Genomic DNA, 22665 nt, shown 5'->3' on the forward strand with positions numbered 1-22665 from the left:
TCCTACCTAAGCAATGCGTACTTGAGTCTGCTTCAAAAACTTTTCAAACAAACCTTTATATACGGGCTGGCTACCGTGCTGCCCCGCATGCTTTCATTTATTCTGGTCCCCCTTTATACCAAGGTTATGCCACCGGGATCTTACGGGGAAGTTACCCTGATTTATGCCTGGTTTGCCATCTTTAACGTCATTCTTGCCTATGGTATGGAAACAGCATTCTTCCGTTTTTACAATACATCTGAACATAGGAAACAGGTTACTTCTACTGCGCTTATCTCTATTGGAGCTTCCACATTGGCTTTTGTATTCTTAGCCCTACTCTTTAAAGAAAGACTTGCTGAGGTTCTGAATATAGAATTCAGGTACATGGAGTATGTCATTTACATACTTGCCCTTGATGCCCTCGTGATTGTCCCCTTTGCCTGGCTGCGTGCTAATGAGCAACCCATGCGCTATGCCCTGGTAAAGATTCTGAATGTGGTAATTAATCTGGGACTGAATGTTTTTTTCCTGTTGTTTTTGCCAGGCCTTGCGGAAGCCAACCCGGAATCACTAATGGAAACTATTTACCTCCCGGATTTTGAAATATCCTATATTTTCATATCCAACCTGGTGGCTAGCGGGATTACCCTGTTGCTTATGGGTCGCCGATACCTTGCTGTTTCTTATGTGTTTGACAGGCAATTGTGGCGCAAGATGATGGGCTATGCACTACCAGTTATGATTGCTGGTGTGGCCTTTACCATTAATGAAGTTTTTGATCGCGTATTGCTTTCAGAATTACTTCCGGAAGGCATAGCCAAAGGAGAAATAGGGAAGTATTCAGCCTGCTATAAGCTTGCACTTTTTATGACGCTCTTTGCCACGGCTTTCCGGCTCGGCATCGAACCTTTCTTTTTTAGTCACGCTTCATCCGAAAAACCGGAGAAGGCCTACGCTCAGATCACCAATTATTTCGTCGTTTTGGGGAGTGTTATCCTACTGGGGGTAGTAGTCTTTGCAGACCTGCTCAAACAACTCTTTATCCTAGATCCCGCCTACTGGGAGGCCATGCCTATTGTCCCGATAATACTGCTGGCCAGTTTTTTCCTGGGGATTTACCATAATTTATCGGTTTGGTATAAGGTAACGGACCGCACCCGCTTTGGCGCTTATTTTTCACTGTCCGGAGCCCTGGTAACTATTCTGGTTAACTATTTTTTAATCCCTGTTATGGGCTACTACGCTTCTGCCCTGGCTACGCTGATGGCCTATGGCCTGATGATGATCCTTTCTTTTTATTTCGGACGTAAACATTACCCTATTCCCTACAATAATCGGAAGATTGTATTTTATCTAGGTCTTTCCATCCTCTTTTCAGCAATCTCGTTCTACGTTTTTAACAGAAATTTGGTTATTGGGGGGCTACTTCTTTTAGTATTTTTAGTGCTGGTGTACCGCATGGAGAGCGATATTTTAAAACGAATTTTTCTAAAGCGAAAATCATGAAAATCAAGATCCGCAATATATCGGAACACGAACTTCCGGCTTACGAGACGGAAGCTTCTGCAGGGATGGACTTAAGAGCCCATCTAAGTGAACCTGTAATCCTGGAACCTTTGGAGCGAGCAGTGGTGAAAACAGGCCTGTATATAGAACTGCCAATAGGCTATGAGGCACAGGTAAGGCCCAGGAGCGGACTGGCTGCAAAGAAAGGGATTACTGTTTTAAATGCGCCAGGAACCGTTGACGCGGATTATCGCGGTGAAATTGGCGTAATTCTTGTTAATCTTTCCAGAGAGCCCTTTACGGTATCCAATGGGGAACGTATTGCGCAACTTGTAATTGCCCGGCATGAACGAGCAGAATGGGAGGTTTCAGCAGAGCTCTCGGAAACCAGCAGGGGAACCGGGGGATTTGGCAGTACAGGGGTAAAATAGGATTTGCAAGGGTATCTAAAAAGAACCCGGGGAAGGAATCATGTGGTTGAAAATAAATTTTTTTGGATTGGTCATGCTGCTACTCAGCACATCTCCCGGGCTAATGGCCCAGGAGGAAGAGAGTGCCGAGGTCTTCCTTGAAGAATATACCGATCAGTTTCAGGAATGCTTTTTTGAGGCCCTTAAACAGAAAGGCATTGGAAACTACGATAAAGCCATAAATCTTTTGTTAAAGTGTGGTGAGTATACCACAAGTCAAAATGTGCTGGATTATGAGCTGGCCCGCGTGTACTTCGCTAACCGTCAATACGTGCAGGCACAGGATTATGCTCTGAAAGCCCTGAAGGATCAGCCCGAGAACGTCTGGATACTCAATACCCTTATGGATATTGTTCAGGCCCAGGGAAATGATCTTTTATTGTTTCAGGATCGCATACCCTGGGACAATGTCAAATTGAGAAATAACCTGGCGTCCCTTTATTTCCAGAAGAATAATTACACCAATGCCCGCAGGATATTGGAAACGCTGCCTAAAACCGTATTTACAGCCCAGTTGGAGCGCAAAATATCCGACTCATTGAATAAGGAACAGCAGATTAGCAGTTCAATCGTAAAGGATTCTCCTCAGGAAAATCCTCTTGAAGTTTTACGTATGGAACTGCAGCAACTTCAGGATTCCGAAAAGTTTTCTTTATTGGAAACCAGAGCGGGGGAGGCACTTGAGAATTATCCTGCTCAGCCCTGGGTATATTATTACTTTGGCCTCTCTTTGCACAGAAACGGCAAATCATCCGAGGCTTCAGGAATTCTGGAAAGCGCTTTGGATTTTCTCATTGATAACAATGATTTGCAACAAAAAATCTATAAGGAACTCGCTGCTGTTTATACGGCATTGGGAAATCCATCCAAGGCAAATATGTATCTTAGCAAAATAAAATCAGGCTCTTAAATCCATGAATGAAAGGAAATTGGCTGTAGTAAAGCGGATTCTGGCCTCGGTAGTAATTGCCCTGACACTCTCATGCAAATCAGGCAAAATAATCTCGGATGCAAAGGTAGATAAAAGTCTGTCTGCCCGTGTAATAATCAAAAACCACTATAAAAACCAGCTTGATTTTAAAACCCTCACCGGGCGGATTAAGATAGACTACTCCGATGGCTATGCTACCCAGAGCATAGGGGTAAGTCTGAGGATGGAAAAGGATAAGGCCATCTGGATCAGCGCCCCCCTTGGAGTGGTCAAGGCCCTGATTACCCCGGAACGGGTATCGTTCTACAATAAGTTAGAAAACCAGTATTTCGATGGAGACTTCAGGTACTTAAGCAGATTGCTTGGGACAGATGTTGATTTTGAAATCGTACAGAATCTGTTGTTAGGCCAGGCTTTGCTGGATCTCAGGGAAGAAAAATACCAGGCCGAGGTGAATGGGGATAACTATGAATTGAAGCCCAAAAAGGCCATGGAGCTTTTTAAACCCCTTTTCCGGATTGAGCCGGGAAATTTTAAACTGGCTGCCCAGCAGTTGTCGCAACCCTGGGAAAAAAGGCTCCTGGAAATACGCTACAAGAATTATCAGCAAAGAGATGAGCGCATCCTGCCTAATGAGATAGGGATTGTGGCCATAGACAAGGATCAACGCACTACAATTGCCATAGAGTATCGCAGCATGGAGTTTAACAGACGCCTTAATTTTCCGTATAAGATCCCAAAAGGGTTTGAAGAGATTGTCCTCAAATAATATGCATACTGGTTTTGGAAATATCACACTGAGCCTGCTCTTTCTCCTGATTGTTTCCAGTTGGCAGGTAAATGCCCAGACGAGCGAACAAAAGGCCCTGGAGGCCAAAAGGGAGCAGCTGCAAAAGGAAATTGCAGAGATGAACCGATTGCTTTTTGCGGAAAAGAAACAAAGGGGTACGGTACTGGATCAAATGGAGAACCTGGACCAGAAAATCAACATCAGGCAACAGCTAATTCGCGTAACCAATCAGCAATCCAACCTGCTCAACAGGCAGATCAACGTTAATATCAGGAACATAAGCAAATTGAGGGAGGATCTCGAGGTATTAAAGGAAGACTATGCCGAGATGATCCGAAAGTCCTACCAGAACAAGTCCCAGCAAAGCCGTTTAATGTTTCTGCTTTCGGCGGAAAATTTCTATCAGGCCTATAAGAGATTGCAGTATCTGAAACAGTATACCGCATACCGCAAGCAGCAGGGGGAGGAAATAGTAAGGAAAACGGAGGAGCTGGCAGCCCTGAATCGGGACCTTACCCGGCAGAGGAAGGAAAAAGATGAGCTGATTGCGGAAAATACGAAAGCTAAGGATGCCCTGTTGAACGAGATCAGGGAACAGAAAGATTTGTTGCTCACCATAAGGCAGAATGAAAGCAAATATTCAGCGGAGCTACAGGCCAAAAGAAAAGAAGCCCGGCAGATCGATAGACAAATCGAAAGACTTATACGCAGTGCAATAGCGGCTTCGAATAAGGAGAGTGGCGGGAAAACCACAAAAAACACCTTTGCTCTAACCCCGGAGGCCGAAATTGTTGCCAAGAGTTTTTCTGCTAACAAAGGGAAACTGATCTGGCCGGTGGAAAAGGGTGTAAAAAGGCAGGGCTTCGGGGTGTATAAGGATGCTATTTACCCGGGAATCAAACACCAGAACAACGGAGTAATCATTGCCACGGATAAAGGGGCCAGGGCACGAGCAGTTTTTGAGGGTGAAGTAATTGCAATAAGCGCAGTACCGGGAGGCAATAAGATGGTTCATGTTAAGCATGGCAATTATATCAGTACCTATCACAATTTATCGAACGTCTATGTGAAAAAGGGCGATAAAGTGGAGGCCAAAGATGAACTTGGAGAGATATATACCAATCGGTTTAATGGTTTTACTGAATTAAAGTTCTATCTATTCCGGGATGCTACCAGACTTAATCCGGAAGAATGGATCTATAGATTATAATTGAAATATTATGAGCAAAATAACCAACATACAGGGTACTTTCACCCTTCATAACGGGGTGGAAATGCCTTATCTGGGTCTTGGTGTTTACCTTTCCAAAGACGGACAGGAAGTTACCAATGCGGTGAAATGGGCTTTAGATGCAGGTTATCGCCATGTGGATACCGCGTCCATCTATAATAATGAAGAGGGCGTGGGCGCCGGAATTCGGGCTTCCTCTGTCCCCAGGGAAGAAGTATTCCTCGTGAGCAAGGTGTGGAATTCAGACCAGGGTTATGATTCTGCACTTAAGGCGTTCGATGCCAGTTTGGAACGGCTCGGGACAGATTATTTAGACCTGTACCTCATCCATTGGCCCGTGAAAGGGAAATACAAAGAAACCTGGAAGGCCCTGGAAAGGTTGTATGCGGAAAAACGCATTCGCTCCATAGGCGTCAGCAATTTCATGCAACACCACCTGGAAGACCTTCTTAACGAAGCAGAGGTGGTTCCCATGGTTAACCAAATGGAATTCCACCCCTATCTGGTTCAGCAATCCCTGATCGATTACTGCAGGGTTAAGGGTATCCAGTACGAAGCCTGGTCGCCCATGATGCAGGGGCATATTTTTAAGGATCCCGCATTTCAAAGGCTTGCTGGCAAGTATAACAAAACCATAGCCCAAATTGTATTGCGGTGGGATTTGCAAAAAGGGGTGATCACTATCCCTAAATCAGCCAAAAAGGAAAGGATACTGTCTAATGCAGATCTGTTTGATTTTGAATTATCTCCGGAGGACATGGAATATCTCGACAAACTTGACAAGGGTCAAAGATTTGGTCCTGATCCCGATAACTTTGATTTTTAAGGCCAGGATTAATCCAGGAACAGGGCTTTCAGTTCGGTGGCATCATGTGGGTCCATTTTCCCAGCAAGTACAAGGCTGAGTTGTTTTCTCCTAAGTGCACCGGCATAGCGCTCTTTCTCCAGATCAGTCTCAGGTTTTAATGGCGGAACCAAGGTTGGGTTTCCCGCGTCATCTACCGCAACAAAGGTATAGATGGCTTCATTGGCTTTGGTCCGCTCACCACTGAATCGATCTTCCATCCAGACATCGATAAAGACCTCCATTGAGGTTCGGAATGCCCTGGAGATCTTCGCTTCCACAGTGAGGACGCTACCCAGGGGAACGGTTTTATTGAATGCTACGTGGTTTACCGATGCCGTAACTGTAATTCTTCTGCTGTGCCTTCTTGCAGCAATACTGGCTGCACGGTCCATTCGCGCCAGTAATTCCCCTCCAAAAAGGTTATTCAGTGGGTTTGTTTCACTGGGCAGGACCAGGTCTGTCATTATAGCCTTGGATTCATTGGGTGTCTTTGCCTCCATCTTTTGAGATTTAGGTACAAAGATAGTCCGGAAATAGGTATGAAAAAATGGAGATTACTTTACTGACAATAACCAGGCATCAGGGGATTCCTTTTGCCTAATGTCTTTAAGTTCGGCAAGTGCCTCCTGTGGATCTTCAAAGCTTCCGTAAGTAACCTGGTGCAGACCATAAGTACTCAACCCAAGGTATGCAGAATTATATCCTTTGGCTTTCAGGATGCGAATCTTCTTTTCAGCATTGGCCTTAACACGAAAGGCACCTGCTATGATATGGTGCATTTTTGTATTTGACTTTGCCGGTGCCTTTTTCTTTTTGGCAACCGGAAGTGTAACTGCAGGCAGCTCAACAGGCTTGGCATTGAAAAAGGTAGCTTCCTGAATATTCCGGGTTACAATCTCCTGTGCCCTGGTCCTGGCAATTTGATTCTTGTCCAGATTTTCCTCGTAGAACCGGTATCCGGTAACCCCTGCGGAAAGCGCCAATAAAACCACTGCGGCGTATTTCAGCAATGGCCGTAGGGATGGCCCCTGATTTCGCTCTTCCGGGGTAATAATAAATGGGATTTTTTCTTCGAGTGCCTCTACCTCTTCCTTAAGGACTTCCCTGACAACGGGAGGTGCAACAACGGAAGCAAGGCCAAATGATGTAGTTAGGTAATTAACCTGATCTTCAGGCCTGAACTGAATCTTTCCTTCCCTGTTATACCAAAGCTTGCCAATACCGGCCAGCTCAAGCCGTTTTCCATCCCGTAATTCTTTTTTCCAAACAGCAACCGTTTCCATCAACTTTTCAAGCATATCCTCATATGAAATCTCCTGGGCATTAGCCATATAGGAAACCAGCAGTCCGTCATTGGTAGATAATTGCCCGTTAAATGAAATCTCTTTGGTTGGGGGGTGGAAAGTGTTTGTAGACTTCTGTATAAAGGCCGATTTTACCTGAGTCAGAAATGCGCCAAACTCAGGCACAACAACGCAGTTGTATCGATATAGTAATTCCTGTATGTACTGCTCAGGTGCCATTTTTACAAAGATGAAAAAAATTCAGAGGGCTACAAACCCCCTTACATAACTTTTTATTAACAGATAATATTGTATTGTACGTGGAAAGTGCTTACGCAAATACCCTCGAGGAAATGGAGTTGTTTTCCCTGTTGCGATTACAGGCAATTCCGAATATCGGCGACCAGACCGCTAAAAAACTAATAGAATATTGTGGTAGCGCTGAGAAAGTATTCCGGACAAAAAAGGTGCATTTGTTGAAGCTGCAAGGTTTAGGCAGCAGGATCTTGCAGGAATTGCATACCAAACAGTTTGGGAAAGCCGCAGAAAGGGAATTGCGCTACATCAGGGACCATGGTATTGGCTATATCCCTTATGGCAGAAAGGATTATCCTAAGTACCTCAGGCACTGTTCAGATGGCCCAATCCTCTTATTTGCAAGGGGGACTTTCGATCTTAAAGGTAAAAGAATGATCAGCGTGGTTGGGACAAGGAACAGTACCTCCTACGGAGAGGCCTTTTGTGATTCTCTGGTGGAGGATCTGGCCCCATTAAACCCGGTTATTGTGAGTGGCTTTGCTTATGGAATTGATATCAGCATTCACAAGGCCTGTATCCGTAATGACATACCTACTCTGGGTGTTCTGGCTCATGGTTTGAACCAGATTTACCCGAGAAATCATATACGCTACGCGGGTCAGTTGGAATCCAATGGCGGATTCTTAACCGAGTTCTGGAGCAGCAGTAAACCTAACCGGGAAAATTTCCTGAAGCGCAACCGCATCATTGCAGGGATCAGCGAGGCAACAGTTGTGGTGGAATCCGCATCAAGGGGAGGCGCGTTGATAACCGCCGATATGGCCCATGGTTACAATCGGGAGGTTTTTGCTGTACCCGGACGGGTTGATGATACCTGGAGCCAGGGATGCAACCAGTTGATAAAGATGCAAAAAGCAAGTATGCTCACTTCTGCGGCCGACCTTATCTATATGCTTGGCTGGGACCTGCCCGCCCCAAAACCCGAACCAGTGCAAAAGCAGTTATTTATTTCTCTGGACGCTAAGGAACAAATAGTATATTCCTTTTTAACCAAGAATGGTAAAAATCATTTGGACGAAATAGCACTGGGTTGTGGTTTATCGGTATCCATAACGGCCGCGTTATTGTTTAGCCTGGAAATGAAAAAGTGCGTGAGGCCACTACCGGGGAAATTATATGAAGCCGTCTAATGTAAAAAGTTGCTTTACTGGTAGCCCAGCTTAACCCGTACCCTGTTCAAAACCTCATCGGCCACAAGTTTTGCTTTTTGGGCACCCTGGGCCAGTATACTGTCTATTTCGGACAGGTTCTCCATATAATAGGAAAACTTTTCCCTGGGTTCGGCAAATTCTCTCAGTATAACTTCATAGAGCGCTTGTTTGGCATGACCATATCCGTAATTGCCTGCCAGGTAATTGCTGCGCATGCCTGCAGTTTCTTCTGGTGTAGCTAAGATTTTATATAAGGCGAAGACATTATCCTGCTCCGGGTCCTTTGGGGCCTCCAGGGGTTTGCTGTCCGTCACTATTCCCATAATTTGTTTTCGAAGCTTCTTATCCGGCTGGAAGATGTTGATTAGGTTTCCTTTGCTCTTGCTCATCTTTTGCCCGTCTGTCCCGGGAACATACATGGTTTCCTCCTTTACCTGGGCTTCAGGCAGAACAAAGGTTTCTCCAAAGATGTTGTGGAAGCGGGAGGCTACATCCCGGGTCATCTCCAGGTGCTGCAGCTGGTCTTTTCCCACCGGGACTATGTGTGCATCGTATAACAGGATATCGGCTGCCATTAGCATAGGATAGGTAAAAAGCCCTGCATTCACATCGGCCAGCCTGTCTGCCTTGTCTTTAAAAGAGTGTGCAAGGGTTAATCTTTGGTATGGAAAGAAACAGCTCAGGTACCAGGCCAGTTCGGATACCTGTGGCACATCACTCTGCCTGTAGAAAACGGTTTTATTGAAATCAAGTCCGAATGCCAGCCATGCAGCGGCTGTGGCATAAGTGTTTTCTCGCAATTCTTCCCCGTTTTTGATCTGGGTGAGGGAATGCATGTCGGCTATAAAAAGGAAGGATTCATTTTTGGGTTCCCGGGCCATTTCTATGGCTGGTTTAATAGCTCCAAGGATATTACCCAGGTGCGGTGTGCCCGTACTTTGAATACCTGTGAGAATTCTTGCCATCCGTTTCAGATTAAGGATTAGCAAAAGTAAAAGAAATACCGATACCCTGCTAAATTTGTTACTTTTGGGCCATGCTCAACTGGGTGAAAAAAACAGGACAACTTTTGTTCAGGGTATGGTTCTACATTTTGGTTGCCCTCCCCATTGTGGTGTTCCTACCCATACTCGTTTTGGTTACATTGTCCGAAAAGACCTATGCTCAGTTTTTCTGGCTCGCCCGCAACATTTGGGCGTCTACCATACTCTATGGTATGGGATGTATTCCGAAAGTAGAATGGGAAGAAAAACTGGAACCCGGAAAGAGCTATATGCTTGTGGCCAACCATACCAGCATGCTTGATATTATGCTCATGTTGCGCGTTAGCAGGAACCCTTTTGTATTTGTAGGAAAGAAAGAACTTAAAAGGATCCCGCTCTTTGGCTTTTTTTACAAACGTGTTTGCATTTTGGTTGACCGAGAAAGCAGCAGGAGCAGGACAGCTGTCTACCGAAGGGCCCAGAAAAGGCTAAATCAGGGCTTGAGTATCTGTATTTTCCCGGAGGCAGGCGTGCCAGATGAATCCATAATCCTGGACAAGTTTAAGGACGGGGCGTTTAAAATGGCCATAGCTCATACCATTCCAGTTGTGCCCATGACCTTCCTGGACAATAAGAAACGTTTTCCCTTCCGTTTTTTTAGCGGTGCACCGGGCCCCTTGAGGGTTAAGGTCCACCGATTCCACAGGACTGAACATCTGCAGGAAGCCGATAAAGTTCAGCTACGGGAAGACATACGCAATATAATACTCCGGGATTTGAAAGGATAACCTCCGCCTTTAGCTCGAATTGTTTTGCTGAACATGACCTTGGTCATTTTAATTGATCCTTAAAAGGATTTATTTGCCCGCCCTAAACCATAAGCCTGTCCAATATTACTGGGTTTTTGTAATGGTATAGGTTGTACCTATTTGCTCATAGGATATATGAATTGAATTAAGGGGCAGGCAGGTAGAATTTATGGTAAATTTGAATATAACTGCAATCTGAAAATAGTTTTAGTATGGAAAACGATCCACATGCAAACATTTCGCACAGCACCAACGGAGAGGGAAAATGCCCATTTCTCAGTGGTGAATTAAATGTAAGTGCGGGAGGGGGTACAACCAATCGCGATTGGTGGCCCAACTCTCTGAATTTAAACATCCTTCGTCAACATTCCAATTTGGTTGACCCTATGGGTGAAGATTTTAACTACGCCGAAGAATTTAAATCGCTCGATCTTGATGCGATCAAAAAAGACTTAACAGACCTCATGACCGATAGCCAGGACTGGTGGCCTGCGGACTACGGCCACTATGGACCCTTCTTTATCCGTATGGCCTGGCATGCTGCAGGTACATATCGTATCGCCGACGGTCGGGGAGGTGGAGGCACGGGTGCCCAGAGGTTTGCGCCGTTGAACAGCTGGCCAGACAACGCCAACCTGGATAAAGCAAGGGTATTGCTATGGCCTATCAAACAGAAATACGGCAAAAAGATTTCCTGGGCAGACTTGTTAATCCTTGCCGGAAACGTTGCTCACGAGTCCATGGGATTACCCATGTACGGTTTTGCCGGAGGACGGGAAGACATATGGCAGCCTGAAGAAGATATTTACTGGGGTTCTGAGGCCGAATGGTTGGGGAACAAAGACCGGTACAATGAAAAAGGAGAATTAGAAAAGCAAATGGGAGCCGCCCATATGGGATTGATTTATGTAAATCCCGAGGGCCCCAACGGTAACCCTGATCCGCTAGCTGCGGCTCATGACATACGGGAGACATTTGGACGTATGGCCATGAACGATTATGAAACCGTTGCCCTGATTGCAGGAGGACACACTTTTGGTAAAACCCATGGTGCTGCCAGCGATGCAGAATATCTCGAGGCAGAACCAGCCGGAGCTCCTATTGAAATGCAAAGCCTTGGCTGGAAGAGTAATTTCGGAACAGGTAAAGGGTCTGATACCATTACAAGTGGACTCGAAGGTGCATGGACAGATACTCCTATCAAATGGAGCCATAAATACCTGGAAAATCTTTATGGATATGAATGGGAACTGACCAAAAGTCCTGCCGGAGCATGGCAGTACAAGCCTAAGGATGGAGCCGGTGCAGGAACCGTACCGGATGCACATGATCCAAACAAGATGAACGATCCGTTCATGCTTGTAACAGACTTGTCTTTACGTATGGATCCTGAATATGGAAAAATCTCAAAACACTTCCTGGAGAATCCTGAGGAGTTCAAGGAAGCTTACCAAAAAGCGTGGTTTAAACTTACACACAGGGATATGGGGCCAAGATCCCGATACCTGGGAGCTGAAGTTCCGGCCGAAGACCTGATCTGGCAAGATCCTGTACCTGCTCTAGACCACGATTTAATTGATGATAAGGATATTGCAGGGTTGAAAGGGACCGTCCTGGCATCCGGACTGAGCGTTTCTGAATTGGTTGGTGCTGCATGGGCTTCTGCCTCAACATTCAGGGGATCAGATTTCCGTGGAGGGGCCAATGGCGCAAGGGTACGTCTTGAACCACAGGTACACTGGGAAGCAAACAACCCTGTTCAGTTAGGAAAAGTACTGGATGCACTGACCAAAATCCAGGAGGAATTCAATGCTTCTCAGAGTGGAAACAAAAGGGTTTCCATGGCCGATCTAATTGTACTTGGCGGATGTGCTGCCGTTGAAAAAGCAGCCAAAGATGCTGGTCGCGAGATTACCGTGCCATTTACTCCCGGCAGGACCGATGCCACTGCGGAAATGACAGATGCAGAATCCTTTGAGGTGCTTGAGCCGGTAGCTGATGGTTTCAGAAATTACCTCAAGCAGAAGTTCACCGTAAGAACCGAAGAGCTATTGGTAGACAAGGCACAATTGATGACCCTTACTGCTCCTGAAATGACCGTGCTGGTAGGAGGAATGCGTGCCCTTAATGCTAATTATGACGGCTCCGCTCACGGAATCTTTACCGACAAGCCTGGTACTCTGACGAATGATTTCTTTGTAAACCTTCTGGATATGAGCACCGAATGGAAAGCCATCGATGCTGATGAAGAAGTTTTTGAAGGACGTGATCGCAAGACGGGTGCTGTTAAATGGACTGGTACACGTGTAGACCTTATCTTTGGATCGAACTCTGAACTCAGGGCTCTTGCCGAGGTTTACGGATGCGAAGATTCCAAGGATAAGTTTGTGAAGGACTTTGTTAAGGCCTGGGATAAGGTAATGAACCTGGATCGTTTTGACCTTGCCTAAGCCCAAATAAAGAATGTTTTATTAGATTGTAAGGTGGCCCCGTCAGGGGCCACTTTTTTATTTCACCTCTTTAATAACCAGATTACACGGTCATAGGACGTGATATAATGCAGCAGGCAAATTCCTGCGAAAATCATACTGCTAAGTAAAAAACCAAGATCGTACAGTACCCAGGTTGCTGAAGTGAAAACACCCAGCTCTAACAGCATACGCAGCCATCCTGCCACTGGGACTGGGGCATTTCCGGATCTGCTTGGGTCTTCCGGAACAGCAAATACACCCCATACAGTCATGAGGAAGACCGGTAGCAAAAGTGCCCAGAGAAACCTGTCCCAACTTACCCCCAGTTTCCATCCCCATATGCCTACTGCGGCAATGGCAGCTATTTCCAGTAAGAAGCGAAGCATCAGGTTTAACGGGTGAGATGCCATTAGAAATCTATTTTATCCTAAGATTAGAGATCAAATGCAAAAATCCATAACGGATTATCTTATACGTAAATAGAAATAGAAGCAGGAGAATTAAACCTACCATAATTGGCAAATTGGCTCCAAAAGTATAGCTCATCCCCAGAATAAAGCCCAGCAGGTATTCTGGACGGTATAAGGGGACAAAAAATGAAATCAGGATGGCCAAAAGCATCATATAACCTGGAGCTGGAGACCCCATGGTAAATAAGACTGAAATAAAGATCCCAAAAACCAGTGCCCGAATGAACCTTAAAAATGATTTCTTCCTGGATTCATTTGCTTTCTGTTCATTGCCTGTTGAAAGGTATCTGTGAATCCAAAATAAAAGCAGAAAAGTAGCCAGAGGGAGGGTAAGTCCACCCCACCAGTTGGAAATTCCAGGCAGGTCTTCACTTTGGAGGAGATAGTGTGTAGGGACCCCGCCATTAAAATGATCCCAGATTAGATGTGCCCAAACCAAAGCAGTAACTAAAAGAGTAAATAGTATCCGATATTTTAGGGATAAACCTGCAGCTGTACCCATAAAAATTATTTTTTAGTTGCTCGTTGCAAACGATCGTTAATGGCTTTACCCATTCCCTGATCCGGAAACTGTTCTGCCACAATCATATCCAGTTCCTGTTTGTCTAATTTATGTAGGGCAGCATATAGTTTTGAAGCAGCTTCTTCCAGGTTGCCCTGCCTGGACAAAACCTGCTGGGCTTTGATATTTGAGGCTTCAACCGCATTTTGAAATAGCAGGACACCTACGCGCTTTTCTGGAAACGCCATGATAAATTTTGCTACGTCATCCACCACATAAGTAGTCGTTTGAGGCGCGTAATGCCGGGACAGCATCCCGGGGGCGTCCGGTGCAGCTTCTTTTTTGTTCTTAACCTGAATCTCACCAATGAGGTTTGATATGTCTTCAACTGTAATCGATCCCAACCGGTACAATACGGGATTTCCATCCTCAAAACCAATTATAGTAGATTCAATACCCCTTTCACAAGGTCCCCCCTCCAGTACCATGGACAGTTTGCCTTCAAAATAGCTGGCTACATGCGAGGATTCTGTTGGACTGATTGAGCCAAAGGGATTGGCGCTGGGTGCGGCAAGAGGAAAATCCAGCTTTTCCAGCAGTTCAAGGGAAACCGGATGATTGGGAACCCTTACGGCTACAGTGTCTTTTCCGGAAGTAACCAGATCAGGTATTTCGGGCCGTTTTTTTAAGATTAGCGTCAATGGCCCGGGCCAGAATTTTTCTGCCAGTAATTTTGCCCTATCCGGCACTGCTTCCACCACTTTTGGCAACTGCTCAGCCCCGCTTAGATGTACAATAAGGGGATTGAAAAAAGGCCTTTGCTTAAGCGCAAAGATTTTTTTTATCGCCTTTTCGCTAAAAATATTCCCCGCCAGGCCATATACGGTTTCTGTGGGGATTGCCACTACATCCTCCTGTTCAAGAAATTGCACAGCACGGGTTATATCACCAGAAACAAGCGTCATCTGCCAAATGAGTTACTTTCTACACGGGCGAAGATAGCATTTTGCTGAAACTGAGGCGTATTTATCTGACCAGATCGCCAGTTCATTGCCGCTGGGATCTTTGAAATGGAACCTCCTCCCTCCAGGAAAGGAAAATATGGACCTGATAATTTCCCCGCCCGCCTTTTCAACATCGGCCTGGACGGATTCGAGATCAGTGTGATATAAAACAATCAATGCGCCATTTAAAATGGGCTCTTCACTAAGTTCAAAACCACCGAAAATTCCACTTTCAGCGAATGAGGTATAGGTGGGGCCGTAGTCCGTAAATTCCCATCCGAATACCTGGGAATAAAATGCCTTGATTTTTTCCAGGTCATGGGCCTTGAATTCGATGTAGTTGATATGGTTGTTTGTCATTTGATTTATAAACTTATGGGTAAACAGCTTAATCCCAAACGAATTTCCAACTGCCATCCTGCTGCCGCTTCCAAACCGTGTGGAAAATCCCCTTCCCCTCCTGTTTTACGCCTGTAGAATCTGTCATTGTAAAAGTGAACTTTCCGTATGTATATCCCATGTCTCCGGAGCTGGATACGTCAATAAAATCAGGCTCCCAGCTTAAGCTCATTTCGGCTGAACTCTTGGATTGTTTTTCAAAATACTCAGTCATTTGCCCTCTGCCGATTACGAGGCTGTTGTTACGCATTAATACAGCGCTGTCTGCAGCATAAGCCAGGAAGGCTTCCGGAATTCCTTCAGCTTTTGCCATGGCTGCAAAAGCACGTTCGGCCTCCAGAATTTCTTTCTTCCATTGATCCATGGAAACCTTCTTGTTGTCCTTATGGCAGCCCACGAACATTCCTGTGATCAGTAGCAGCAACGTAATCTTTTTTGCGATCATGAGCATGGAATTTTCCTCAAGTTAGTAAATCCTGGTCCATTGGCAACATCTTATCTCTATTCAGAGAAGAGGGAAAAAGTCATACCGTCGCCACCATGATACCCTTTTCCCAGGATTCAAGGATATCTTATGAAATAACTCCGGACTCACCACATGTTCCCACCCCCACAGATTTACCTTTTGGGTAGAGAAGCTACCCGTTTCCCGGATTCCAATTTTCGATTTCAGGTGATGCAATTCCCATTGAGCCCTGACAGTTTTTGACCCGTTAAGATGGCTTACAAAGAACTGCTCTTGCGGGGTATTATTGAATGATATTTCCTTTGACCTGAGCGTCATTTTTTCCTCAGGATTCACTAGCATTTGAAACTCATTTTGCTCAAGTTTAAAAGGAAGATTTAATTCGTAATCCTTTCCAATGAGACCCTTATCAATCCCCATGAAATTGTGCACATACTCGTCAGTCGCAATAGCTTTTTGCCCGATGTTATCCAGTTGGTAACCTATGCTCAAAACATTTTCCTCTAAGCTGAATTCTTTAGTGAGCTTGTAGGCATATCCATAGAGGTTATCCGAAATACAGGAGATACGCAGTTTATTTGGCAGGGGTTCTACCTGGAAGATGGCAGGCCTGATTTCATAGGAAGTAGTAAACTGGTATGGCCCTTCAGTTTTTTTAAGCGCGCCTACCCCTATTTTGTGGAACCAGTCACCAGGTTCGGTTTCCTCATAACCAATAGCCGATTCTATACCGAATTCGTTATATAAGCCCATTCCAAAGAGATTGGTATCGACCTCGTCAGAGCGTTCCGTTGTAGTCACCGGCACTCCCTCAAACGTTACTTTGGTAATCTTCCCCGTCCAGTCGAAACGGGAAAAGGTATACCCTTCCAGGGGCTGGTCTATATGGACTTCCAGGGCATTATTATTTAGAATGTGAGTGATAGCGTAAGTGGCTGAATTAATGGTTGAATGATGTTGCTTAAATATGATTAAAGAGGTTTAACTATTTAATATTGCCAGCACTCGTTCTGGTGTAAACGGGATATGCCTCAATCGCTTACCGGTTAATTTGAGAAAGGCGTTGGCAATTGCCCCTGCAACCATAGGCGTAGCTGTTTCCCCAACTCCTTCCGGAATCTCATTGGAATCTATCAGCACCGTTTCAATGCTATCTGGCACGTCCTGCATCCTCAGCAATGGATAATTGTGATAGTTGGATTGTTCCACCCTGCCATCCTTAATAGTTATCTGTTCATTAAGCACACTGCTCATGCCCATAATTATGCCGCCTTCCATCTGTGCCTTCACGTTGTCTGGTTGCACAATAACCCCCGCATCAACTGCTATCCAGAAATGGTGCACTCTTATCTTGCCCGTTTTCCGATCCACTGAAATTTCACATACTCCAGTACCCAGAGAACCGTGTTCCACAAAGGAAACACCTTTCGCTCGCCCCTCTTTTAAAGGTCCGTTCCAGTTCGATATCTCAACCACTTTTTCAAGGGTTGCCAATGCCCGTGGGGAATTGGCCATTAATTTTCTCCTCAGGGCGACTGGATCCATATTCTGCTGAAATGCTACTTCATCAAGCATGCATTCAATTGCGAATTTGTTAGCGCCATGGCCCACTGCCCGCCAGTGTTTCAATCGAACACCATGGGTAGCTGAACGCCATTCCACTAACTGGTTAGGGATGTTGTAATGGTCATTCCGGGCACCACTGGCAACCAGGTGGCCGCCATCTCCAATAACACAATGTGAGAAACCCGTAATGTTTCCCTGATTATCCAGACTGGCTCTGAGGCGTTGGAGGGATAAGGGACGGAAGGCACCATAGCCAACATCGTCTTCTCTTGTCCACATCAGTTTTACCGCTAGGGGAGCCATTTCTTTGGCAATAAAGGCACATTCTTCCACAAAATCGTTCATGCTTCTTCGGCCAAAGCCCCCGCCAAGGTATTGCAGATGCACATTTACTTTTTCCGGAGGTATTCCCAGGATATCCGGGACACCCAGCTTGGTGTCTGGTCCTTGCTGACTACCCACCCAGACTTCGGCGCTTTGCCCATCTTCTGCCACCTGAATTATGGCATTCAGGGGTTCCATTTGGGCATGGTAAACGTAGTCGTTCTTAAAATCTGCTGTATACGATTTCGCAGCTATGCTTGCTGCATTATCCACACTGCCAATTTCATTGAGTATACGACCTTTATCAGCTTGATTCGCGATTTTTTCATAGGTTGCATACACTTCCTGGGAGTTAAAGCCCGATGCCGGAGAATCACCCCATTTGATATTAAGCTGTTTTTTCGCACTTAGTGCCTGTTCCAGGCTTTTAGCCACGACTCCTATGGCATAGTCAAAGGGCACCAATTTCAGTACCCCATCCATTGCAAGGATTTCTGCTTCATTGAGAAGAGTAGGACTGGCACCATGTAAATTGCCTCGTTCCAGAACTGCATAGACCATATTGGGCAAAATTATGTCGATTGCGAATTGCGCACTACCATCGGTTTTGGAGGGTAGTTCAGTTCTGGGAATGTATTTACCAACAAGTTCAAAATCTTCTTGCTTCTTAAGGTCATTTTCTGAAATATCCGGCATGTCTTCCGGAACTGTCAAATATGGAACCAGGTCGCCATAACTTATTTTTTTACCCGAAGTATGGATAACCTCACTGTTTTTAGTACTCGTTTCTGCCAGGGGGACGCCCCAGTGATCAGCTGCTGAACTCCTTAAGATATATCTGGCCTGTGCACCTGCTTTTCTCATAACCGGGTAATACGCTTTGGTTGTCCGGCTTCCCACGGTAAACATCAATTTACTTCCCGGAGCCCAACCTTCGGACCCATAGATATCTGATTCCTGAGGTGAAAATTCCACCCGAACCCGGGACCAGTCGGCATCCATTTCCTCCGCGAATAGCAAGGGGAGGGAGGTCATAGAGCCCTGGCCCATTTCTGCCGCAGGATTGTAAATAGTGATCTCACCATCTTCTGTGATTTGTACCCAGGCTGTAATGGGATGTTTTTCTAATTGTTCCTTTATACCTTCAGTGTCGGAACAGGAAATAAGCTGGGACATTAAGCCTGACGCGCCTATAAATAAGGCAACCCCGCCGGAGGATTTCAAGAATTCCCTGCGGGTAAAACCCCTTTCGGGCAATATTTTTGGATCATTTTTCATGGGAAACTCAGCTTTACAGGGTTGACGATTCTGATGCGCGCTCTATGGCTTTGAGGATACGCATGTACGTACCGCAACGGCACATTACCGGATTCATGAAACTCTTGATTTCTTCACGACTGGGCTTTGGATTTTGTTCGAGCAGGGCCACCGCCTGCATAATTTGGCCGGACTGGCAGTAGCCGCATTGGGGAACCTGTTCTTCTACCCAGGCTTTTTGAACGGGATGGTCACCTTTTTCAGAAAGACCTTCTATAGTTTTGATTCTTTCTCCGTTGGCAACTCCATTGATGGGGACTACACAGGCCTTAGATGGCTTACCGTCTATATGAATCGTACAGGTTCCGCATTGGGCAATTCCGCAACTGTATTTGGTGCCTGTAAGCCCCAGGTGTTCGCGCAGTACCCAAAGCAGGGAAGTACCCTCGGGAACGTCTACAACGTAACTTTTTGAGTTGATGTTTAAAGAATAGGATGGCATAAGGAATATTTTGTCCTTAAGTTACCAAAAAAAGAAAGACAGGCAGAATTGGAAGTAAGGGTAAATGCCTTCTGGCAGCATCCCGATTATTTGAAGGCTCTAGCTTTATTACCGGATAGTGCAATGAGACCCATAACAGGTCCAAGGGCCAGTGGCAGGTAGAGATAGATGCCCGGAAGGAATTCCTGAAGTAAGGTTAGCAATTGAATGCTGATGATGGTTATGGCAAAACCGATGCAATTAACAATAGTCAGGGCTGTACCTCTGTTGGTAGCAAGGGCATTTTTTGCCACCAGGGTTGAAAACAGAGGGGAATCAATTATGACAGCCATCCCCCAGAAGAGAAGAAAACCTAGAAAAAATATTTCGTATTGGACCAAGAATGAAATGGGCGAAAGGATACAACAAATACAGGAGGACAGTAAGGCTATGAAGGCAATTTTTTTGGCACCCCATTTAAGGGAAAGGTAGCCTCCCAGCACACAGGCTACTCCTCCAACCCCTATTATCAGGAAGGATAGTAGCGGGATGTTGAGAACAGTGTCCGCATTTAGTGATGCATAGGTCTCCAGAATTACCGGAACAAAGGCCCAGAAAGCATAAAGCTCCCACATATGTCCGAAGTAACCGAATGCAGCCGATCGAAATTCCTGTCCGGAAAAGACTTTGAAGAATGCGGATAAATCCAGTTGCTGGCTTTTTTTCCTCTGAGGGCCATCCGGGACTAACAAAAACATCAACGTACCTCCCATCAGTGCAAGGGCCGAAGTGGTGTAGATCACCTGCTTCCAGGGGAGGTTTTGGCCAAAGTTTTTGAGCAAATGAGGAAATGCGGTACCGAGAACAAGGGCGCCAACGAGGTAACCCAGGGACTTACCTAATCCTTTGTGATAATAGTCCGATGCGATTTTCATTCCAACCGGGTAGATTCCGGCAAGAAAAAAGCCTGTAAAAAATCTCAAGAGGAACAGGCTGAAGTAGCTGTTGCCACCCCAGCCAACTCCAGCATTGAACAGAGCTCCAAGTACAGCACTAATGAGGAAAACCCTGGAAGGTGAAAACCGGTCGGCCACAGTTAGAAAAGCAAATACCAATGTGCCCGAGATAAACCCGAATTGCACTGCTGAGGTAAGGTCACCCAATGCAGATTGGTTCAGTGAGAACGTTTCTACAAGGTCTGGCATTACCCCATTGCCAGCGAACCACAGGGAAGTACAGCAGAATTGCGAAAGAACGATTACTGGTAATATGCGTTTGGGAATGGCCAACTAAACAAATCAATCTTTTTTCATAGTATTGTTGGTAAAGCCATTCTCTCCAAGAATCTCAACCTTTTTTGTATTTGCTTTTACTTCATCTTCAGTGAACCAGGCATCACGTAACTCCTTTTTTGCAAATAATTCCAATTGATCTCCATTGTGAGGGGAGTCTTTTTGAGTTGCATTACCATAACTTAATAAGACTTTTGCCTTCACTTGTTCACCAAACTCAATAACCCCTACCCAGGAATCGCCTCCCCCAACATACATGTTATTTTCATCCGCCCCTCCGGGCCAGGCCACCCGAAATACCCCCATGGAACCGTCTATTCCATTTGCAGGAAGATTTTTTCCATTATAGTTAATCCTGTAGTAATCTCCCCATGGGGTATCCAAACTTCCAAATTTGGTTTCAATCTCCAATGCAGCTTCTTCCATTAATTGTACCGCCCGATCAGGATTTGCCAGTCCATCTGGGGTCGTATTGGGCTTTTCCATACTCCATGGTTCTGCATAGTTTGAATTATTCCATACCTGAAATTTCCGTGCCCAATTATAAAATAAAAGCATACCCTTACTATCGGCATCCGCTTCACGATCCCAGCTCTCCAAAACCGTTTTGGCTTCTTTGGCCTTCTCAGAGTCTGAATTATCGATTGCCGTGAACAGATCATCAAGAATTCGATCCGCGAACTCCAACCGGGTAGAGAGTTTATATTCCACCAATTCATCAAAGCTAATCGACTCGTCTTCTAATAGCATCCTGGCAGAACGCTGAGGGCGTAATCCCATATACCGGGGTGCCATATAGCCGGGAAAATCATCTGGATTTAAGGTCATGGGAATAGTACTTGTCCAGGGCGGGTCATTGGCATTTTGAAGCCAGCCCACTGCCGGGTTTTTCACTTTTGGCAAATCACTGTATGCATGAACTTCAGTCCATATATCGCTGGATTTTCCACCAGGAATTATGCGATCCCAATACTCCCAGGAATCTTCAGTACGCTTGGGGACCAAACCGTTAAACAGGTAGAAGATTTCTCCTGATTTATCGGCATACATCACATTCCAGAAAGGGATTTGTGCCATTTTCAAAGCAGATTCAAACTCCCCGAAATTGGTGCTGTTGATCATACGCCACCACTGCAGGAACATATTAGGCCTATCCAGTCCAACCATTCTCAGGGCTAAGACTTTATCATCTTTTTGATTGACTACCGGGCCATGTGCTGTTTTAAGAATCTGAACTTCCTGTTCCTGTAAACTTCCATCCTCCTGCTTAACTTTAATTATTTTCTGGCTGGCTTCAAATTGTTTTACCTCGCCGTCCATCACATAACCACCATCCTGCAATTGTAATTCGTATGTATCGGCATTGTCAATGGTATTATCGGTATGGCTCCAGCCCAGATTTTCATTAAAACCAATGGCAATTCCCGGAAATCCCACCAAAGTACTGCCATACATATTTTTTCCGTTTAGATTGAAATGCGATTCGAAAAAGAGAAATTCATTCCACCAGGGAAGATGCGGATTTTGTACCAGCATGGCCTTTCCCGAAGCAGAACGCTTTGGCCCGATGGCATAAGTATTACTCCCCATATCCGGCCACTGCTGTATACGGCCAAGATCATTGCCCCCAATAAACCTGGTGAAAACAACATACATGCCGTGCATGTTCAGGTCTTTGGTCGTTAAAGGCAGTACGCCCATATTTTTTTCATCAATAGCTTCAGGATAAGCTTTGGCATAGGCATTTAAGCCGTCTACAAAGGAGCTGTAGATGCGTTTAAGCTCCGGATCCTGTTTGCTTTCCCATTCGTTGGCTAGCTCTTCAAATCCCAAAGTATGAACCAGCATATCATTTTGCAATTTACTTTGCCCCCAGTATTCGGCCCCTTTTCCCCTCGAACTTCCATAAAGTTCCAGGATTAGATTGGTATGGTTCTGCATCTGTGCCCAACCCTGCGCAAAGAAGAGCTCTTCCAAGGAATTTGCAGTAATATGGGGAACGCCCCAACTATCCCAGGCGATTTGAGTTTTTTGTTGTTCCTGGGTGCATGAAATATTGAGCAGTAATAGAAGGAGAAAAGTAATGAACGAGGAGTTTTTCATAGTTCAGACAGCGTTTTTTAATTGTTAAT

Annotated in this window: 22 protein-coding genes; 9 read left to right on the forward strand and 13 right to left on the reverse strand. The window is 45.4% G+C overall.

The window, feature by feature from the left end; all coding sequences use genetic code 11:
- Positions 1-21: 21 nt before the first annotated feature.
- From OO016_RS03090 to OO016_RS03115, 6 genes are all read left to right on the forward strand, one after another.
- Positions 22-1488 (forward strand): lipopolysaccharide biosynthesis protein, encoded by a 1467-nt coding sequence (locus tag OO016_RS03090; RefSeq protein ID WP_266010743.1) that lies wholly within the window; start codon positions 22-24, stop codon positions 1486-1488.
- Positions 1485-1919: a dUTP diphosphatase gene (dut, locus tag OO016_RS03095; RefSeq protein ID WP_266010745.1), complete on the forward strand. Its 435-nt coding sequence runs from the start codon at positions 1485-1487 to the stop codon at positions 1917-1919. The genes OO016_RS03090 and dut overlap by 4 nt, the downstream gene beginning before the upstream one ends.
- A 73-nt stretch (positions 1920-1992) precedes the next feature.
- A complete protein-coding gene (locus OO016_RS03100; protein WP_266010746.1) occupies positions 1993-2868 on the forward strand; it encodes a tetratricopeptide repeat protein in 876 nt (291 codons plus the stop codon).
- 4 nt (positions 2869-2872) lie between these two features.
- Positions 2873-3658 carry a lipoprotein insertase outer membrane protein LolB1 gene (gene lolB1, locus OO016_RS03105; protein WP_266010747.1) on the forward strand — a complete coding sequence of 262 codons (786 nt, stop codon included), beginning with the start codon at positions 2873-2875 and terminating at the stop codon, positions 3656-3658.
- A 1-nt stretch (position 3659) separates the two neighbouring features.
- Positions 3660-4889 (forward strand): murein hydrolase activator EnvC family protein, encoded by a 1230-nt coding sequence (locus OO016_RS03110; RefSeq protein ID WP_266010748.1) that lies wholly within the window; start codon positions 3660-3662, stop codon positions 4887-4889.
- A gap of 10 nt (positions 4890-4899) precedes the next feature.
- Positions 4900-5736, forward strand: a complete 837-nt coding sequence (locus tag OO016_RS03115) for an aldo/keto reductase (protein WP_266010750.1) — start codon at positions 4900-4902, stop codon at positions 5734-5736.
- An 8-nt stretch (positions 5737-5744) separates the two neighbouring features.
- On the opposite strand, the gene OO016_RS03120 is transcribed toward OO016_RS03115, so the two are convergent.
- Together OO016_RS03120 and OO016_RS03125 are read right to left on the reverse strand one after the other, a co-directional pair.
- A complete protein-coding gene (locus tag OO016_RS03120) occupies positions 5745-6257 on the reverse strand; it encodes an acyl-CoA thioesterase (RefSeq protein WP_266010752.1) in 513 nt (170 codons plus the stop codon).
- Between the two features lie 54 nt (positions 6258-6311).
- A complete protein-coding gene (locus OO016_RS03125; RefSeq protein ID WP_266010754.1) occupies positions 6312-7280 on the reverse strand; it encodes an HU domain-containing protein in 969 nt (322 codons plus the stop codon).
- A gap of 80 nt (positions 7281-7360) precedes the next feature.
- Here OO016_RS03125 and dprA point away from each other — a divergent pair, with 80 nt between their 5' ends.
- Entirely contained in the window at positions 7361-8488 is a 1128-nt protein-coding gene (dprA, locus tag OO016_RS03130) for a DNA-processing protein DprA (RefSeq protein ID WP_369413823.1), read from the forward strand.
- Positions 8489-8502: 14 nt separating this feature from the next.
- Here dprA and trpS read toward each other — a convergent pair whose 3' ends face one another.
- Entirely contained in the window at positions 8503-9474 is a 972-nt protein-coding gene (gene trpS / locus OO016_RS03135) for a tryptophan--tRNA ligase (RefSeq protein ID WP_266010756.1), read from the reverse strand.
- A gap of 71 nt (positions 9475-9545) precedes the next feature.
- Here trpS and OO016_RS03140 point away from each other — a divergent pair, with 71 nt between their 5' ends.
- Together OO016_RS03140 and katG are read left to right on the forward strand one after the other, a co-directional pair.
- Positions 9546-10280, forward strand: coding sequence for a lysophospholipid acyltransferase family protein (locus OO016_RS03140; RefSeq protein ID WP_266010758.1), 735 nt, complete (start codon positions 9546-9548; stop codon positions 10278-10280).
- Positions 10281-10513: 233 nt separating this feature from the next.
- Positions 10514-12751 (forward strand): catalase/peroxidase HPI, encoded by a 2238-nt coding sequence (gene katG / locus OO016_RS03145; protein ID WP_266010759.1) that lies wholly within the window; start codon positions 10514-10516, stop codon positions 12749-12751.
- A gap of 62 nt (positions 12752-12813) precedes the next feature.
- On the opposite strand, the gene OO016_RS03150 is transcribed toward katG, so the two are convergent.
- The 10 genes from OO016_RS03150 to OO016_RS03195 all read right to left on the reverse strand — a co-directional run bounded on the left by OO016_RS03150 (position 12814) and on the right by OO016_RS03195 (position 22636).
- Entirely contained in the window at positions 12814-13182 is a 369-nt protein-coding gene (locus OO016_RS03150) for a YrdB family protein (RefSeq protein WP_266010760.1), read from the reverse strand.
- Between the two features lie 7 nt (positions 13183-13189).
- The gene (locus tag OO016_RS03155; RefSeq protein WP_266010761.1) at positions 13190-13744 is read right to left on the reverse strand and encodes a hypothetical protein; all 555 of its coding nucleotides are present in this window, start codon (positions 13742-13744) and stop codon (positions 13190-13192) included.
- A gap of 5 nt (positions 13745-13749) precedes the next feature.
- On the reverse strand, positions 13750-14709 hold the full coding sequence (locus OO016_RS03160) for an L-threonylcarbamoyladenylate synthase (protein ID WP_266010762.1): 960 nt from the start codon (positions 14707-14709) through the stop codon (positions 13750-13752).
- A gap of 12 nt (positions 14710-14721) precedes the next feature.
- Entirely contained in the window at positions 14722-15108 is a 387-nt protein-coding gene (locus tag OO016_RS03165) for a VOC family protein (RefSeq protein ID WP_266010763.1), read from the reverse strand.
- 28 nt (positions 15109-15136) lie between these two features.
- Complete coding sequence (locus tag OO016_RS03170; protein ID WP_266010764.1) at positions 15137-15592, reverse strand: YybH family protein; 456 nt, start codon at positions 15590-15592, stop codon at positions 15137-15139.
- Positions 15593-15652: 60 nt separating this feature from the next.
- On the reverse strand, positions 15653-16420 hold the full coding sequence (locus OO016_RS03175) for a hypothetical protein (RefSeq protein ID WP_266010765.1): 768 nt from the start codon (positions 16418-16420) through the stop codon (positions 15653-15655).
- Positions 16421-16594: 174 nt separating this feature from the next.
- Positions 16595-18781, reverse strand: coding sequence for a xanthine dehydrogenase family protein molybdopterin-binding subunit (locus OO016_RS03180; protein ID WP_266010766.1), 2187 nt, complete (start codon positions 18779-18781; stop codon positions 16595-16597).
- Positions 18782-18794: 13 nt separating this feature from the next.
- A complete protein-coding gene (locus OO016_RS03185) occupies positions 18795-19262 on the reverse strand; it encodes a (2Fe-2S)-binding protein (protein WP_266010767.1) in 468 nt (155 codons plus the stop codon).
- A gap of 86 nt (positions 19263-19348) precedes the next feature.
- Positions 19349-20530: an MFS transporter gene (locus OO016_RS03190; protein WP_266010768.1), complete on the reverse strand. Its 1182-nt coding sequence runs from the start codon at positions 20528-20530 to the stop codon at positions 19349-19351.
- A 9-nt stretch (positions 20531-20539) separates the two neighbouring features.
- Positions 20540-22636: an acylase gene (locus OO016_RS03195; RefSeq protein WP_266010769.1), complete on the reverse strand. Its 2097-nt coding sequence runs from the start codon at positions 22634-22636 to the stop codon at positions 20540-20542.
- Between the last annotated feature and the right edge of the window lie 29 nt (positions 22637-22665).

Source organism: Lentiprolixibacter aurantiacus (assembly GCF_026241225.1).
In the GTDB taxonomy this organism is placed as follows: Bacteria; Bacteroidota; Bacteroidia; order Flavobacteriales; family Flavobacteriaceae; genus Lentiprolixibacter; species Lentiprolixibacter aurantiacus.

Coding starts and splice junctions, on each gene's coding strand:
- dut (WP_266010745.1), top strand. CDS start 1,485: ATGAAAATCAAGATCCGCAATATATCGGAACACGAACTTCCGGCTTAC.
- OO016_RS03100 (WP_266010746.1), top strand. CDS start 1,993: ATGCTGCTACTCAGCACATCTCCCGGGCTAATGGCCCAGGAGGAAGAG.
- lolB1 (WP_266010747.1), top strand. CDS start 2,873: ATGAATGAAAGGAAATTGGCTGTAGTAAAGCGGATTCTGGCCTCGGTA.
- OO016_RS03110 (WP_266010748.1), top strand. CDS start 3,660: ATGCATACTGGTTTTGGAAATATCACACTGAGCCTGCTCTTTCTCCTG.
- OO016_RS03115 (WP_266010750.1), top strand. CDS start 4,900: ATGAGCAAAATAACCAACATACAGGGTACTTTCACCCTTCATAACGGG.
- OO016_RS03120 (WP_266010752.1), bottom strand. CDS start 6,257: ATGGAGGCAAAGACACCCAATGAATCCAAGGCTATAATGACAGACCTG.
- OO016_RS03125 (WP_266010754.1), bottom strand. CDS start 7,280: ATGGCACCTGAGCAGTACATACAGGAATTACTATATCGATACAACTGC.
- trpS (WP_266010756.1), bottom strand. CDS start 9,474: ATGGCAAGAATTCTCACAGGTATTCAAAGTACGGGCACACCGCACCTG.
- OO016_RS03140 (WP_266010758.1), top strand. CDS start 9,546: ATGCTCAACTGGGTGAAAAAAACAGGACAACTTTTGTTCAGGGTATGG.
- katG (WP_266010759.1), top strand. CDS start 10,514: ATGGAAAACGATCCACATGCAAACATTTCGCACAGCACCAACGGAGAG.
- OO016_RS03150 (WP_266010760.1), bottom strand. CDS start 13,182: ATGGCATCTCACCCGTTAAACCTGATGCTTCGCTTCTTACTGGAAATA.
- OO016_RS03155 (WP_266010761.1), bottom strand. CDS start 13,744: ATGGGTACAGCTGCAGGTTTATCCCTAAAATATCGGATACTATTTACT.
- OO016_RS03160 (WP_266010762.1), bottom strand. CDS start 14,709: ATGACGCTTGTTTCTGGTGATATAACCCGTGCTGTGCAATTTCTTGAA.
- OO016_RS03165 (WP_266010763.1), bottom strand. CDS start 15,108: ATGACAAACAACCATATCAACTACATCGAATTCAAGGCCCATGACCTG.
- OO016_RS03170 (WP_266010764.1), bottom strand. CDS start 15,592: ATGATCGCAAAAAAGATTACGTTGCTGCTACTGATCACAGGAATGTTC.
- OO016_RS03180 (WP_266010766.1), bottom strand. CDS start 18,781: ATGAAAAATGATCCAAAAATATTGCCCGAAAGGGGTTTTACCCGCAGG.
- OO016_RS03185 (WP_266010767.1), bottom strand. CDS start 19,262: ATGCCATCCTATTCTTTAAACATCAACTCAAAAAGTTACGTTGTAGAC.
- OO016_RS03195 (WP_266010769.1), bottom strand. CDS start 22,636: ATGAAAAACTCCTCGTTCATTACTTTTCTCCTTCTATTACTGCTCAAT.